Origin of the sequence: Nocardia sp. CA-129566 (assembly GCF_050956075.1) — a bacterium.
In the GTDB taxonomy this organism is placed as follows: domain Bacteria; phylum Actinomycetota; class Actinomycetes; order Mycobacteriales; family Mycobacteriaceae; genus Nocardia.
The window spans coordinates 3,614,975-3,629,099 of record NZ_CP192085.1 but is presented as its reverse complement, the minus strand read 5'-3'; the positions used below and the strand labels follow the sequence as shown (position 1 = coordinate 3,629,099).

Annotated in this window: 11 protein-coding genes; 6 read left to right on the top strand and 5 right to left on the bottom strand. The window is 67.5% G+C overall.

Features of this window, described 5'->3' with window-relative positions; genetic code table 11:
- Nucleotides 1-97: 97 nt before the first annotated feature.
- Nucleotides 98-1,444, bottom strand: coding sequence for a replication-associated recombination protein A (locus ACQP0C_RS15700; protein ID WP_433733628.1), 1,347 nt, complete (start codon nucleotides 1,442-1,444; stop codon nucleotides 98-100).
- Between the two features lie 154 nt (nucleotides 1,445-1,598).
- Here ACQP0C_RS15700 and ACQP0C_RS15695 point away from each other — a divergent pair, with 154 nt between their 5' ends.
- From ACQP0C_RS15695 to ACQP0C_RS15685, 3 genes are all read left to right on the top strand, one after another.
- Nucleotides 1,599-3,266: an alkaline phosphatase D family protein gene (locus ACQP0C_RS15695; protein WP_433733627.1), complete on the top strand. Its 1,668-nt coding sequence runs from the start codon at nucleotides 1,599-1,601 to the stop codon at nucleotides 3,264-3,266.
- Nucleotides 3,267-3,547: 281 nt separating this feature from the next.
- Nucleotides 3,548-3,895 carry a YciI family protein gene (locus tag ACQP0C_RS15690; RefSeq protein WP_433733626.1) on the top strand — a complete coding sequence of 116 codons (348 nt, stop codon included), beginning with the start codon at nucleotides 3,548-3,550 and terminating at the stop codon, nucleotides 3,893-3,895.
- Nucleotides 3,896-3,913: 18 nt separating this feature from the next.
- Complete coding sequence (locus tag ACQP0C_RS15685; RefSeq protein ID WP_433733625.1) at nucleotides 3,914-5,182, top strand: RNA polymerase sigma factor; 1,269 nt, start codon at nucleotides 3,914-3,916, stop codon at nucleotides 5,180-5,182.
- 18 nt (nucleotides 5,183-5,200) lie between these two features.
- On the opposite strand, the gene ACQP0C_RS15680 is transcribed toward ACQP0C_RS15685, so the two are convergent.
- On the bottom strand, nucleotides 5,201-6,370 hold the full coding sequence (locus ACQP0C_RS15680; protein ID WP_433684310.1) for a phosphotransferase family protein: 1,170 nt from the start codon (nucleotides 6,368-6,370) through the stop codon (nucleotides 5,201-5,203).
- Between the two features lie 928 nt (nucleotides 6,371-7,298).
- On the opposite strand from ACQP0C_RS15680, the gene ACQP0C_RS15675 reads away from it, so the two are divergent.
- Entirely contained in the window at nucleotides 7,299-8,012 is a 714-nt protein-coding gene (locus ACQP0C_RS15675) for a hypothetical protein (protein WP_433733624.1), read from the top strand.
- Between the two features lie 248 nt (nucleotides 8,013-8,260).
- Here ACQP0C_RS15675 and aspS read toward each other — a convergent pair whose 3' ends face one another.
- Entirely contained in the window at nucleotides 8,261-10,063 is a 1,803-nt protein-coding gene (gene aspS, locus ACQP0C_RS15670; RefSeq protein ID WP_433733623.1) for an aspartate--tRNA ligase, read from the bottom strand.
- 217 nt (nucleotides 10,064-10,280) lie between these two features.
- Here aspS and ypfJ point away from each other — a divergent pair, with 217 nt between their 5' ends.
- The gene (gene ypfJ, locus ACQP0C_RS15665; RefSeq protein WP_433733622.1) at nucleotides 10,281-11,204 is read left to right on the top strand and encodes a KPN_02809 family neutral zinc metallopeptidase; all 924 of its coding nucleotides are present in this window, start codon (nucleotides 10,281-10,283) and stop codon (nucleotides 11,202-11,204) included.
- A 126-nt stretch (nucleotides 11,205-11,330) separates the two neighbouring features.
- Entirely contained in the window at nucleotides 11,331-11,870 is a 540-nt protein-coding gene (locus tag ACQP0C_RS15660) for a hypothetical protein (RefSeq protein WP_433733621.1), read from the top strand.
- A 277-nt stretch (nucleotides 11,871-12,147) separates the two neighbouring features.
- On the opposite strand, the gene ACQP0C_RS15655 is transcribed toward ACQP0C_RS15660, so the two are convergent.
- Together ACQP0C_RS15655 and ACQP0C_RS15650 are read right to left on the bottom strand one after the other, a co-directional pair.
- Nucleotides 12,148-13,755, bottom strand: coding sequence for a hypothetical protein (locus tag ACQP0C_RS15655; protein WP_433733620.1), 1,608 nt, complete (start codon nucleotides 13,753-13,755; stop codon nucleotides 12,148-12,150).
- Nucleotides 13,752-14,081 carry a type VII secretion target gene (locus ACQP0C_RS15650; protein WP_433733619.1) on the bottom strand — a complete coding sequence of 110 codons (330 nt, stop codon included), beginning with the start codon at nucleotides 14,079-14,081 and terminating at the stop codon, nucleotides 13,752-13,754. The genes ACQP0C_RS15655 and ACQP0C_RS15650 overlap by 4 nt, the downstream gene beginning before the upstream one ends.
- Between the last annotated feature and the right edge of the window lie 44 nt (nucleotides 14,082-14,125).

The window sequence follows — 14,125 nt, the reverse complement described above, 5'->3', positions numbered from 1 at the left end:
GGTGTCCCGCATCCGTTTTTTCAGCGACCGGGGTCGGTGCCGCCACCATCGACCCGGTCCCGGGATCGCCGCCGCGCTGATGGCCGGGAATTCGCGGTCAACGTCCGCGAACGATTCGGCGCAGCTTCTCGACTCGGCGTTGGATATCGCGTTCTACGCCGTGGCCGGTCGGGGTGTAGTAGTCGCGGCCGACGATTTCGTCGGGGGGATACTGCTGGGCCAGTACGCCGTCCGGGTCGTCGTGCGGGTACTTGTAGCCCTTGGCATTGCCGAGGGCGGCGGCTCCGGCGTAGTGGCCGTCGCGCAGGTGCGGGGGTACCACGCCCGCCTTGCCCGCCGAGATATCGGCGAGGGCGGCACCGAGGGCGGCCGGGACCGCACCGGATTTCGGGGCGGTGGCCAGATGAATCGTCGCGTGGGTCAAGGTCAATTGGGCCTCTGGCATACCGATGAGCTGAACGACATGCGCGGCCGCGACCGCCGTCTGCAGCGCCATCGGATCGGCCATGCCGATATCCTCGCTGGCCGAGATCACCAGGCGGCGGGCGATGAAGCGGGGATCCTCCCCCGCACTGAGCATCCGGGCCAGATAGTGCAGGGCCGCATCGACATCCGAACCGCGAATGGATTTGATGAACGCGCTCACCACGTCGTAGTGCTGATCGCCCGCGCGGTCGTAGCGGACCGCGGCCTTGTCCACGCTGGCCTCGACGAGATCCACGTCGACGGTGCCGTCCAGTGAGGATTCCGCCGACGCCTCCAAGGCGGTCAATGCCCGGCGCGCGTCACCGCCCGCGATCCGCACGATGTGCTCCAGCGCGGCCTCGGTCACCGTGTAAGCCCCGTCATAGCCACGTGGGTCCGCCAGCGCGCGATCGAGCACTGCCCGGATATCGGCCGCGGTGAGCGATTGCAGCTGCAATACCAGCGAGCGCGACAGCAACGGTGATACCACCGAGAACGATGGATTCTCGGTCGTCGCGCCGACCAGCAGCACGATCCGGTTCTCCACCGCGGCGAGCAGCGCGTCCTGCTGGGTCTTGGAGAAGCGGTGCACCTCATCGATGAACAGCACGGTCTGTTCGCCGACACTGAGGCGACGGCGGGCCACATCGATGACCGCGCGCACCTCCTTGACCCCCGCCGACAATGCCGACAGCGCCTCGAAGCGGCGGCCGGTGGCCTGCGAGATCAGCGAGGCCAGCGTCGTCTTGCCGGTTCCTGGCGGTCCGTACAGCAACACCGACGCCGCGCCCGAACCCTCGATCAATCGCCGTAGCGGCGATCCCGGCCCGAGCAGATGCTGTTGCCCGACCACCTCGTCCAATGTCGCTGGCCGCATCCGCACCGCGAGCGGCGCACCGGCATCGCGGCGCACGACACTGTCGATGGAGTACCCCGTCGGCGCATCGTCACCGGGCACGTCGAATAAGCCGTCGCTCACACCGAGCACGTTACCGAGCGGGACCGACACCTCCCCGCGCTGCGGGCGCGGACGCCGCTGCGCCACCGTCGTCGCAGTCCACCGGCAGAGACCGAGCGGTACGGGATCAGTCCCGATTTGCCTGTGGCAAATGGATCGGCTGTGATCGACATTCGTGGCCGAAAACGTCGTCGTTCCAGATTCTTTGCCCCTCGGGCCGTTCGCTCGACGCACCCTGCTGAAGGGCGGGGCCGCGGCGACCGCCACCACACTGTTGACCACCGCACCCGGGCGAGCGGAGGGGCCGGTATTCCGCCACGGCGTCGCTTCCGGCGATCCGCTGCCGAACGGGGTGATCATCTGGACCCGCGTCACAGTCTCCGATGACGCGACGCCCGGTTCCAGCGTCGGCGCAGCGGCGGCGGTGCGCTGGGAGATCGCTGCCGACGAACGCTTCACCTCGGTCACGGCATCCGGAATCGCCACGGCCACAACCGAATCCGATCACACGGTCAAGATCGATGTGACCGACCTGCAGCCCGGCAGCGGCTATTTCTACCGCTTCACCGCATTCGGCGTGCACTCCCCTATCGGCCGGACCCGTACCGCCCCGGCCACCTCGACACAGGTCGACCGCCTGCGCTTCGGCGTGGTGTCGTGCTCGAACTGGGAGGCCGGATACTTCGGCGCCTACCGGCATCTCGCGAACCGCACCGACCTGGACGCGATCGTGCACCTCGGCGACTACATCTACGAATATGGACAGGGCAAATACGGCGGGCGCAACGGCGCGGTTCGCCCGCACGAACCCGCCAACGAGATCGTCACGCTGGCCGACTATCGGATTCGGCACGCGCAGTACAAAACCGATCCTGACCTGCGCGCATTGCATGCGCGAGTGCCGTTCATCTGCACCTGGGACGACCATGAGTTCGCCGATAACGCCTGGTCCGGCGGTGCCAATAACCACGATCCGGCCACCGAGGGCGACTGGCAGTCCCGCCGCGCCGCCTCTGCCCGCGCATATCTCGAATGGATGCCCGTCCGCGCGACCAGCCCGGGCGCCGACGTCCAGATCTACCGGAGACTGCGTTTCGGCGATTTGGCCGAGCTGTCCATGCTCGACCTACGCAGCTATCGCGATCAGGAAGTCAAACCGGTCGCGGGCTGGCGCGAGGTCGACAACCCGGCCCGCACGATTACCGGCAAGGCCCAAATGGATTGGCTCACCAGCGGTTTGGCGTCCGCACCGGTGCAGTGGAAGCTCGTCGGCAATTCGGTGATGATCGCGCCGCTGGTATTCCCGCCGCTGGAACCGGCCACCACTCAGGCCATCACGACCATGATGGGTGTGCCGCAATCCGGCATTCCGGCCAATGGCGACCAGTGGGACGGCTACACCGCGGACCGCCGCACGCTGTTCCAGTCGATCATCGACCAGCAAGTCGGCGACGTCGTCTTCCTGACCGGCGATATCCACTCCTCCTGGGCCGCCGACCTGCCCGTCGACCCGGCGAACTATCCGGCCGGACCGACCGTCGGCGCGGAATTCGTCGTCCCGTCGGTCACCTCGTCGAGCCTGGGCGAACTGCTCAAAGCTCCGCCGCGCACGGTCGCGGTGCCGGTCGAGGAATCCGTCAAGGGCGTCAACCGGCATCTGCGGTACGTCGAGATGGAATCGCACGGGTACGGGGTCTTGGAGGTCACCCCGGCCCAGGCCCAAATGGACTGGTTCTATGTCACCGATATCGCCGATCCGAATTCCGGTGTCCGCCATGGCGCTTCGTTCGCCGTGCGGTCCGGTGGCCGGGTCGAGCCGCGCCCGGGACCGGTGGCCCGGTAGCGCCTGGCCTCGATCGGCCCGAGCGCGCAGTTCCGCGCGAAAGGTTGCCAGATGCACGGACCACCGCTTTCGCTGCGTCGACCAGATCGGGGCGCTCACGGGCTCGACGTACCGAGCCCCAACTGAGCCGCCCACGGACCCGCGTCAGCGCTTTCGATACGCCCGACACATTTCGGGAGCAGAATTTCTCGCGACAGGTTGTCGATTTCCGTCGAGCTCGCTCGTCGGAACGAATACGACGGCCCGATCGGCGGGTCGCCGGAACCCGAAGGAGCGAGATCATGAGCCAGTACTTGGTACTGATTTACGAGGACGAGAGCGCATACGCGGGCGCATCGGAGCAGGTTCTCGGCGAGGTCTACCAGGCGCACGTGGCCTTCCAGGAGATCGCGGGCAATGCGGTCAAGGGCGGCAACGCACTGCAGCCCACCCCCACCGCCACCTCGATTCGTCAGAACGACAACGGCGATTTCACCGTGACCGACGCGCCGTTCGCCGAGGCGAAGGAGGCCCTCGGCGGCTACTACCTGATCGAGGCCGCCGATCTGGACGCCGCGATCGCAGTGGCCAAGCAGGTACCCGCCCGGTTCGGCGGCGTCGAGGTGCGGCCGATCATGACCTTCGACTGATCACCTTCGACTGCTCCGATGCCGATCGACACCGATGCGGCCGACCGTGCCGCCGCGGCCGTCGAGCAAGCGCACCGTCGCGAATGGGCCTTCGTGCTCGCCGCGACGGTGCGGCTCGTCCGCGACTTCGATCTCGCCGAGGAATGCGTTCAGGACGCCTATACGCGCGCGCTCACCGAGTGGGCCCAGCACGGCGTCCCCGCCAAGCCCGGCGCCTGGCTCACCACCGTCGCCCGACGGCGCGGCCTGGATCTGCTGCGCCGCGATTCGACCATGCGACGCACCCTGCCCGAACTGGTCACCGACCAGACCGAAGACGACACCGCCGATCTGGCGCTGGCCGAACTCGACTCGGCCGCCGCTATCCCCGACGACCGGTTGCGCTTGATCAGCACCTGCTGCCACCCCGCCCTTGCCCGCGAAGCCCAGGTGGCGCTGACCCTGCGCCTCGTCTGCGGCGTCACCACCGCCGAGGTCGCCCGTGCCTTCCTCACCAGCGAATCGACCATGGCGGCCCGAATCACCCGTGCCAAGAAGAAGATCGCGGTGGCGCGCATTCCCTACCGGGTGCCCTCGGTTCGCGAACTTCCCGACCGGCTCGATGCCATCTGCGCGGTCATTCACCTGCTGTTCACCACCGGTCACACCGCCCCGTCGGGCGATACGCTGGTCCGTCCCGATCTCGTCGAACGAGCACTCCAGGTCGCGCGCATGATGCACACGCTGGTCCCCGACGACCCGTCCGTGACCGGCCTACTGGCCCTTATCCTGCTGACCGACGCGCGGCGTGCCGCTCGGCTGGACGCCGACGGCCGACTCTGCACCCTCGAACATCAGGACCGCTCACGCTGGGACCGAGCGGCCATCGCCGAAGGCATCGCCTTGGTGAAAAGCGCTCTGCCACATACCGATCGATACACCCTGCAGGCCGCCATCGCGGCCGTCCACGATGAGTCCCCCTCCTGGGAACAGACCGACTGGCGCGAGATCACCGGCCTCTACGCGCTACTGCTGCGCATCTGGCCCGCACCGGTCGCCCGCCTCAATTACGCTGTGGCCGTTGGCCTTTCCGGTAGCCCCGCGCGTGGACTCGCCCTACTCGACGCCCTCGCCAGCGAACCTGCCCTGGCCACCTACGGCTACCTGGAGGCCTCCCGTGCCGCCTTCCTCACCCAACTGGGCCGCACCACCGAAGCCGCCCGAGCCTACGAATCAGCCCTGTTCCTGACCGAGAACACGGTAGAACGGGCCTATCTGGAATCCCGCCTCGCCGAACTCAACCCCTGAGCCGACGAGCGCGAAACCCTATTCCGCCCAACGCTCTTCGAGCATCGCCGACACATCCTCGGCGAAATCACCGACCGCGTCGTCGCCGGTGCAGCGCGCATCCTCGGCCAGCGCGGCCCAGCGGTTGATCAGGGCTTCCGAGCGCGGGACGGACAGGCCGTGCTCACGGGCGGAGGCGATGCGGGTGTGGTCCGCGGGCAGGAACCAGTAGGTGGTCAGCCACACCCAGATGAGGCGGGCCTCCAGGATTCGTTCGGCGAGGACGGCGTCATCGGCCAGTGCGGGCCAGACGCCGACGACCTCCGCGCGCCACGCCTCCACCATCTGCTTGGCGCGTTCGCGGGACAGCTCGAAGTCGCAGAGGCAACCGGGGCAGGACACCAGGGCATACGCGATATCCAGGGTGGCATCGCGGTAGCCGCCCCATTCGTAGTCCAGGAAGCGCGCGCCCTCCTCATTGAGGATCACGTTGTCGGGACACAGATCGGACGGGCTGAACGCACGGAAGCGTCCGGCGGAGAACAGCCGATTGCCTCGGACGATCCGCTCGGCGATCTCGCCGGGCACCTCGATGCCGAGTTCACGCTGCAACATACCGGGCACCTCGGAGATCGCGGCCTCGGCCTGCTGTGCGATGCCATCGACCCGATGCACCACATCCACCCGGCGCAGCAGCGCGACGAAATCAGCTTCGCGCCCGACGGTCGCCGCATGCATCCGACCCAGCGCCTGCGCGAATGCCATCAACCCATTGCGCGTCACCGGTTCCGCACCGGATTGCAGCACCTGCGTCATCCGGGAGTTGTCACCGAGATCGCTCAGCACGAGCAGCCGATCCGGGAGACTGTGCGCGATCAGGTATGCGCCGGGTCGCTGTTCGCGGCTGAGCGCGGTGGTGAACTGATAGGACACGGCCTCGCGCAGGAATGCGGAATCGATGCTGGCGACACCGGGCGCCAGACCACCGGTCGTGCGGTCCGCCGCGGATCCGCGCACCTGCTTGACGATGAGCGTCCGGGGTAGGGAGAAGGCGTTCTCCGAAACACGCACGCGTAGGACCGTCGTCCTACCACTACCGCTGAGTTCCATCGGATCGCTCAGCTTTACCGGAGCACCCATTCGCTTTGTGAGCAACTGTTGTGCTGCGGACACGACTTCGGCGGCGCGTTCGGCCAATAGTGCGGTCATCGCTACTCAAGCTACTCGCACCGGGTCACTTCTAGCGAGCGGTTACACAACCTTTCCGCGTCGTTCGGCGTGTCTGCGTCAAGGTTGCGGACGGGGCGCTGCTTGCTTGACACCATTGCGGCTGTCCGGTTTTCTCATCGTCAACTGCCGTGCGCCACACCGCAAACCAGTTGCGTCGAAAGGTCTGCAGATAATGGCCGACACCCCGTCGTCCCACCCGAACGAACCAACTGGCTCGCCCGAGGAAAGTGGCGGCGCGCCCGAGGAAAGTGGCGGCGCGCCCGAGCGCGGTATTGGCGAACAGTTCACCGCGCGACCGGGGCAGCACGAAAGTGCGAACCCGCAACCGACGGAACCGGCCACCGACCATAGCAGACACGAGATGGCGGGACCCGCCGGGTCCCCACAGTTCGAGGGACCCGGGGCGGCGCAATACGGCAGCGAACCGGTGCAGCCGCCACCGCCGGTTGGCGCTCCCACGCAATCGGGACAGCCCAGCTACGGTCCGCCGGGAACCGGTCCTGCACCAGCGCCAGGAACGATGCCGCCTGGTGCAATGCCGAGCAGCGCCACACCGACCGGCGCGGCTCCCAGCTTGGACAAGCCCGGCACCGTACCTCCCGGCGCGATGCAGCCCGGCACAATGCAGCCCGGCACAATGCCGCCTGGCGCGATGCAACCCGGCACAATGCCTCCCGGCGCAACGCCTCCCGGCGCAACGCCTCCGGGCGCAATGCCTCCGGGCGCAATGCCTCCCGGCGCAATGCCTCCCGGCGCAACGCAACCCGGCACGATACAACCCGGCGCAACGCCTCCGGGCGCAACGCCTCCGGGCGCAATGCCTCCCGGCGCAACGCAACCCGGCGCAACGCAACCCGGCACGATGCAACCCGGCACGATGCCTCCCGGCGCAACGCAACCCGGCACAATGCCACCCGGCACGATGCCGCCCGGCGCAATGCCACCCGACTTCCACCCCGACGCACCGACCTACGGCTACCAATCCGCCCCGGGTGTCCCGATCAGCCTCGACGTCGGCAATGCGCTGAGCTACGGCTGGGAGAAATTCCGCGCGAATTTCGGTCCCTGGCTGGCGGTCACGGCGCTCGGCGTGATCATCTACCTCGCCTTCGTGCTCATCGTCCAGGCGGTCCAACCGAATTCGCTGTTCAGCCTGCTGCTGGTCTTCTTGGCGGTGATGGTCGCGATCTGGCTGCTGCAGGCCGCCATGATCCGGGGTGCCCTCTACGAAACCGACGGCAACAAACCGACTTTCGCGTCCTACTTTCATTTCGTGAACGCGGGCAATGTCCTCTTGACAGCCCTGCTCGCCTTCGCACTCACTTGGATCGGCGCGGCACTGTGCTTCGTGCCCGGCCTGATCGCCGGGTTCCTGTGCATGTTCGCACTGCATTTCGTCGTCGATCAGGAACAGGGCCCGTTCGCCGCGATCAAGTCCAGCGCCACCCTGGTCATCGCCAATATCGGGCAGGTGCTGCTACTCGCCCTGGCGGTCCTGGTGATCACCTTTGTCGCCACGCTGCTGTGCGGCTTCGGCCTGCTGGTCGCCGGACCGGTGTGCACGATCGCGGTCACCTACGCCTACCGGGCACTCACCGGCGGCACCCTGTCCGCCTCCTAGTCCTGCGGCGCTGGGCGCACTCGCGCCCAGCGCTCCGGAACCCCCGCCCCGCAACAGAATTGGCGATCACTTTCGGGGACAACGACGGCGTCCACAGCCACATCTGGACCTGCGCGATCGGCCCCTCGCTGCCAGCGCGCGGGCGATGCGCGAGCACCCCGGCGTGAGGATGCCAACCAGGTTCACTGTGAGCGACCGATGTGACGCTGCCTCGGGCGCTCACCGCTGTGAGCCGGAGAACGTAAGACCTACTCCGCGGCGGCCGGGCCCTTCGCCGCACCGTCCTTCTTCTGCTCCGGCTTGACGTCCAGACCCGCTTCCTTGCGCTGCTGCGCGGTGATCGGCGCGGGTGCGTCGGTCAGCGGATCGACACCGCCGCCGGTCTTCGGGAAGGCGATGACCTCGCGGATCGAATCCATACCGGCCAGCAGCGCGGTGATCCGGTCCCAGCCGAATGCGATACCGCCGTGCGGCGGGGCGCCGTAGGAGAACGCGTCCAGCAGGAAGCCGAACTTCTCCTGGGCCTCGTCGTGCCCGATGCCCATCACCTTGAAGACGCGCTCCTGGACATCGCGGCGATGGATACGGATGCTGCCGCCGCCGATCTCATTGCCGTTGCAGACGATGTCGTAGGCATAGGCCAGGGCCGAACCCGGGTCGGTATCGAAGGTGTCGATCGATTCCGGCTTGGGTGAGGTGAACGCGTGGTGCACCGCCGTCCACGCCGAATAGCCAAGTGCCACATCACCACTCGCGGTCGCATCGGCGGTTGGCTCGAACATCGGCGCATCCACGATCCACACGAACGCCCAGGCGTTCTCATCGATCAGACCGCATTTGCGCGCGATCTCGCCGCGCGCCGCGCCGAGCAGCGCACGCTGCGCCTTGGCCGGACCCGCAGCGAAGAACACACAGTCACCGGGCACCGCGCCGACATGTTTGGCCAGGCCCTCGCGCTCGGATTCGCTGAGGTTCTTGGCGACCGGACCGCCGAGCGTGCCGTCCTCCTGCACCAGCACATACGCCAAACCCTTGGCGCCGCGCTGCTTGGCCCACTCCTGCCAGGCGTCGAGCTGACGCCGCGGCTGGCTCGCACCGCCCGGCATGACGACCGCGCCGACGTACTCCGCCTGAAACACCCGGAACGGGGTGTCCTTGAAGTATTCGGCGCATTCGGTGATCTCGACGCCGAAACGCAGGTCCGGCTTATCGCTGCCGAAGCGACGCATCGCCTCGGCATAGGTCATATGCGGAATCGGGAAGGGGATCTCGTGGCCGACCAGCCGCCACAGCGCCTCCAGGATCTCCTCGGCGACGAGGATCACATCCTCCTGGCGCACGAAGCTCATCTCGAGGTCGAGCTGGGTGAATTCCGGCTGACGGTCGGCGCGGAAGTCCTCGTCGCGGTAGCAGCGCGCGATCTGGTAGTACCGCTCGACTCCCGCGACCATCAGCAGCTGCTTGAACAGCTGCGGGCTCTGCGGCAGTGCGTAGAAGCTGCCCGGCTGCAGGCGTGCGGGCACCAGGAAGTCGCGGGCACCCTCGGGAGTCGAGCGGGTCATCGTCGGGGTCTCGACCTCGACGAATTCGTGCTGGGCCAGCACCGCGCGGGCGGCGGCGTTGACCTTGGACCGCAGCCGAATGGCCTTACCGGGCGCCTCGCGGCGCAGATCGAGGTAGCGGTACTTCAGTCGCGCCTCTTCACCGGGCTGCTCGTCGAGTTGGAACGGCAGCGGCGCGGCCTCGTTGAGCACCTCGAGCTCGGTGACGTTGACCTCGATCGAACCGGTCGGCAACTCCGGGTTCTCATTGCCCTCGGGCCGCCGCTCGACGACACCGGTGACCAGCACGCAATACTCGGCGCGCAGCTTGTGCGCCTGTGCGGCGGGCTCACCCTCGCGGAACACCGCCTGCGCCACACCCGACGCATCGCGCAGATCGATGAAGATCACGCCACCGTGGTCACGACGCCGGGCCACCCAGCCGGTGAGGGTGACGGTCTGACCGGCGTGCTCGCTTCGCAGCGAACCAGCCAAGTGGGTGCGCAGCACGGGATTCCTTTCGACGAATGTGACACCGGAAGGGCGAACCCGGTGCGCGTCCATCGTAGTGAGACACATTCCCCAACTGGAAACCGATATCGCCGCCACCCGTGCGAAGCTGTATAGCGACAAGGTCGCGGCCGCCTCTCCCGGGCCGAATCCGAGCATCACGGCACCCGTGCCCACCGCCGCAGGCGCTGCAAATCCAACACAGAAAGCGAAGCAGATGACCTTCAACGAAGGCCTCCAGATCGACCCGGATCGCGCTTCCTCCGGTGGTGGACCGGGGATGGGCGGCAAGCTGGCGCTCGGCGGTGGCGCGGGTGGTCTGATCCTGCTGGTGCTGGGCCTGCTGTTCGGCGGCGATCCCGGGTCGCTGCTCGGACAGCTGAACGGCACCGAGAGCAGCACTGTGCAGCCCGGGACCGCTGGCACGCCCGCGCACTGCAAGACCGGCGCGGACGCCAATAAATACGTCGACTGCCGGGTGGTGGCCACCGCACAGAGCCTCGACGCGGTGTGGGCGGCACAACTGCCGCAGCAGACCGGCAAGAAGTATTCGAAGCCGAAGCTGGTGCTGTTCTCCGGCGCCGTCGCGACCGGCTGCGGCAATGCGACCAGCGCGGTCGGCCCGTTCTACTGCCCCGCTGACCGGACCGCCTACTTCGACACCACCTTCTTCCAGGAGCTGGTCGACCGCTTCGGGTCCAGCGGCGGCCCGCTCGCCCAGGAGTATGTGGTGGCGCACGAGATCGGCCACCACATCCAGAACCTGCTCGGCGATATCGGCCGGTCCCAGCGGGATCCGCGCGGACCCGAGTCGGGCGCGGTGCGCACCGAACTCCAGGCCGACTGCTACGCGGGCATCTGGGCCCACTTCGCGGATAAGCAGAACGCGCCCGGCAGCGACCAGCCGTTCCTGAAGCCCCTGTCCGACAACGACATCCGCGATGCCCTCTCCGCCGCCTCCGCGGTCGGCGACGACCGGATCCAGCGCGCCGCCCAGGGGCGGGTCAATCCGGAGGCCTGGACCCACGGCTCCTCGGACCAGCGGCAGAAGTGGTTCCTCACTGGATATAAGACCGGCCAGGTTCAGGCATGCGATACGTACTCGGCGCCGGATCTGAGCAATCCGCCGGGCCTGCGCTGACGATAGGAATTGGGCGACACCACCGCGCGCGGGCGCTGATTCGGGCCTGCGCGCTGCGATGATCGAGGGCATTCGGTTCGATCATCGAGAGAAATTGGCCTGTTGCACACCGTAGATGGGGATTTCATGCGAACGAAGTCGGCACTGCTGGTTCTGGTCGTGGCACTCGCCGGTAGCTGGGGCATCGCCTCGGCCCAACCGGCCACCGACGCGCCGCCGCCCGGCCCGGTCCAGGCCCCCTTGCCCGCCACCGCATTGTTGACGCTGACGACCATTCCGACCGGCTGGTCCGAGCGGGTCGACCTGCGCCCGATGCTGCAGATCTACGCCGATGGCCGCGCCGTCCACCAGCCCGACGCCGCTGCGACCCCCCGGGCCGCCGACGTCTCACCACAGCGGCTCACCGGCACCGTTCCCACCGACGTCCTCAATGCCGCACTGGCCGAAACCCGAGCACTCGCGGCCCTCGATCTCGGCATGCCGAGCAATGACGACCAGGGCTTGCAGATCATCGACCTGATGCCCGCCCCGCCCGACCAGGACGTCCACGCGCTGATGTACGCCCCGGAGGCGACCCAGGGCCTGACCACCGACCAGCAGGACAACCGCAAACGCTTCACCGATCTCTACCGCAAGCTCCTCGACGCCTTCAGCCAGGACCACTGAATCCATCAGCTCCGAGCGCCGCGACCCTCCCCCACACCGGGGCGAGGGTCGTTGTCGTTCGGCCTCGAGATCGACGCGGCCGCACCCCCATTGGGTTCGGGGGTGGGTCGGATACAGCAGACTCGTCGGCGGGTTTCCACACCCGGCACTTCGAGTGCAGCAGAGATCCCCATACCGGGTGGGATCCCGACAACGGGGACCCGGAGGGACAGCAACGACAGCACCCCCGGCCGGAAATCGGGCGGGGGCACTGTCAGAACCGTTGTGGCGGTTGGGGTTAGAACTGGTCCTGTTCGTAATCCGAGCTGACCAGTTCGTCGGGATGGGTCGCACCGATGACATCGGGGGTGGATTCCCCGAGCGGACCGGTGAGGTCGTCATTGCCGGTACGGCTCTGGTAGGGCTCGACAGTGCGTGAGTGCTCGTCGTCGTTGGCACCGCGCTGCCCGGTGGCACCGGGGCTGCCACCCATGAATGAGCTGCCCGTGCCGGCGGAGCCGGTCGATGTGCCGGTGCCGAACGACGTGCCCGACAAACCCGAGACCCGGCTGATGGGCGAAACGGTGCTGCCCGGGGTACCGGTCACCTTCGGTGTCGACGGCGAACCCGATCCACTCGACGATCCGGACCTGCTCCCGATGCCGGTGATGCTCGGCGTGCCCGTGGTGCTGTGTCCGGTGCTGGTCGATGCCGTCGTGGTGGCCGTACTCGGTGAACCGGAGGTGCTCGATCCGTCCAACAGGCTGGCGGCATTGGTCGAGGCGTCCGAAGCGATCGACTGCGCCTGCTCCAGAATCGGCTCACCGATGTTCTGCATGACCGCCTGCGCGACCTCCTGCGGGGCGGGCAGACCGCTGGTCCCGAGCAGCTGGTTCACCAGACCGGTCAGTTCGGCGGTCTTCCCGGCCAGGTCACCACGGGTGGCATTGGCGACCGCGACGGCCGACCCCAGATGTTCGGTCGCCGTCGCGATCAGCGCGGCCTGACCTGGCGGGGTCAGCGCAACCGGCACGAGTGCGGTGGCCTGTGTGGCGAATTCGCTCGCGATCCCGAGCAACTGCGCATTGCCCTGCTGCACCACCGCGGCAGCCTGCTGGGTGAGTTCGGAGATATCGATACCGCGCTGGCTGGTGTCCTGCCCCTGGGTCTGCGCCGTCTTGCTCGCGGCCTGCGCCTCGCGTGAGGACTGGCCCTCCCACAGCTGCTCGACGGTCTGCAGACCACCCTTGCCCACGCTCACGGCGGCCTCGATGATCTTCGAGGACTGACTGAGAATCGCGGTCGGGTCGAAGGCGCCGATAACGCCGGTGCCGAAACTGCTGAGCAGCTGGAGAATCGGCTGGAACAAGGTGTCGATGCCGGGAATCCCGGGAATCGACAGCCCCTGCATCAGCGTCGCGACCGGGTCGGTAGGAATGCCGGTCGCCGCCGCGCTCGCCGCCGCCCCCTGGGTGCTCGCTCCGCCGAGCGCGCTGCTCACCGCGCTCTGCGCCTGCTGCGCCACACTCTGCGCCGCCTGGACCACCGGCGCCGCCGCATGGCTGATCGCGGTATGCGCATCGGTGAGTGCCTGCGATACGTCCGGCGGCACCGCGCCGGACAGGATCGCGCTGGCATCCGGCGTCGAATTGCCGTTCAGTCCCGACAATCCCGCTGGCATGGTGCCCAGCTGCGGCGAGTCCTCGGTGATCTTGCGCGCGAGTACGAATTCGGGCGCCTCGATCGGCGGCAGATCCGCGGGCAACTGCGGCAGCGACAGATCGCTCAATCCCTGCCCGACATTCTGCAGCGCATCGACCGCGGTGTTCTGTGTCGCGATCACGGCCTCTTCGATCGCCACGCTCTGGCCGTCGGGTGCGATCACGCCGGTATCCATCGGCTTCATGCCCCGCCTCCGACCTGGTTCGTGATCGCGCTCAACACGCCGGCGTTGCTGGAATCGGTGGTATCGAACGCACCGGCCGCGGTGAACGCCGACTTCGACAGCTTGTCGTACTTGGCCGAGAGATCGTTGATGTCCTTGGCCTGCAATACCTGTGCCGCGGCGAAGGCCAACAGATAGTCGCCGCCGATCAAACCGAATACCGGCGTGAGCGCGGCAACGTTCTGCACGGCGTCGAAATTGCCCGCCCCCGCGATCTCGCCGGCCACCCCGGCGTTCGTGGTAGCGAAGGCTCGGACCGCATCGGTCTCCACCGAGAGATCAGCCATCGAGTTGCACCCCCCATATCCTTTTGAACTGCAGTTCAGTACTC

What these genes read in the sequence shown, in the direction of transcription:
- ACQP0C_RS15675 (WP_433733624.1), top strand. Translation starts at nt 7,299, where the DNA reads ATGCCACCCGGCACGATGCCGCCCGGCGCAATGCCACCCGACTTCCAC.
- ACQP0C_RS15685 (WP_433733625.1), top strand. Translation starts at nt 3,914, where the DNA reads ATGCCGATCGACACCGATGCGGCCGACCGTGCCGCCGCGGCCGTCGAG.
- ACQP0C_RS15655 (WP_433733620.1), bottom strand. Translation starts at nt 13,755, where the DNA reads ATGAAGCCGATGGATACCGGCGTGATCGCACCCGACGGCCAGAGCGTG.
- ACQP0C_RS15650 (WP_433733619.1), bottom strand. Translation starts at nt 14,081, where the DNA reads ATGGCTGATCTCTCGGTGGAGACCGATGCGGTCCGAGCCTTCGCTACC.
- ACQP0C_RS15690 (WP_433733626.1), top strand. Translation starts at nt 3,548, where the DNA reads ATGAGCCAGTACTTGGTACTGATTTACGAGGACGAGAGCGCATACGCG.
- ypfJ (WP_433733622.1), top strand. Translation starts at nt 10,281, where the DNA reads ATGACCTTCAACGAAGGCCTCCAGATCGACCCGGATCGCGCTTCCTCC.
- ACQP0C_RS15680 (WP_433684310.1), bottom strand. Translation starts at nt 6,370, where the DNA reads ATGACCGCACTATTGGCCGAACGCGCCGCCGAAGTCGTGTCCGCAGCA.
- ACQP0C_RS15660 (WP_433733621.1), top strand. Translation starts at nt 11,331, where the DNA reads ATGCGAACGAAGTCGGCACTGCTGGTTCTGGTCGTGGCACTCGCCGGT.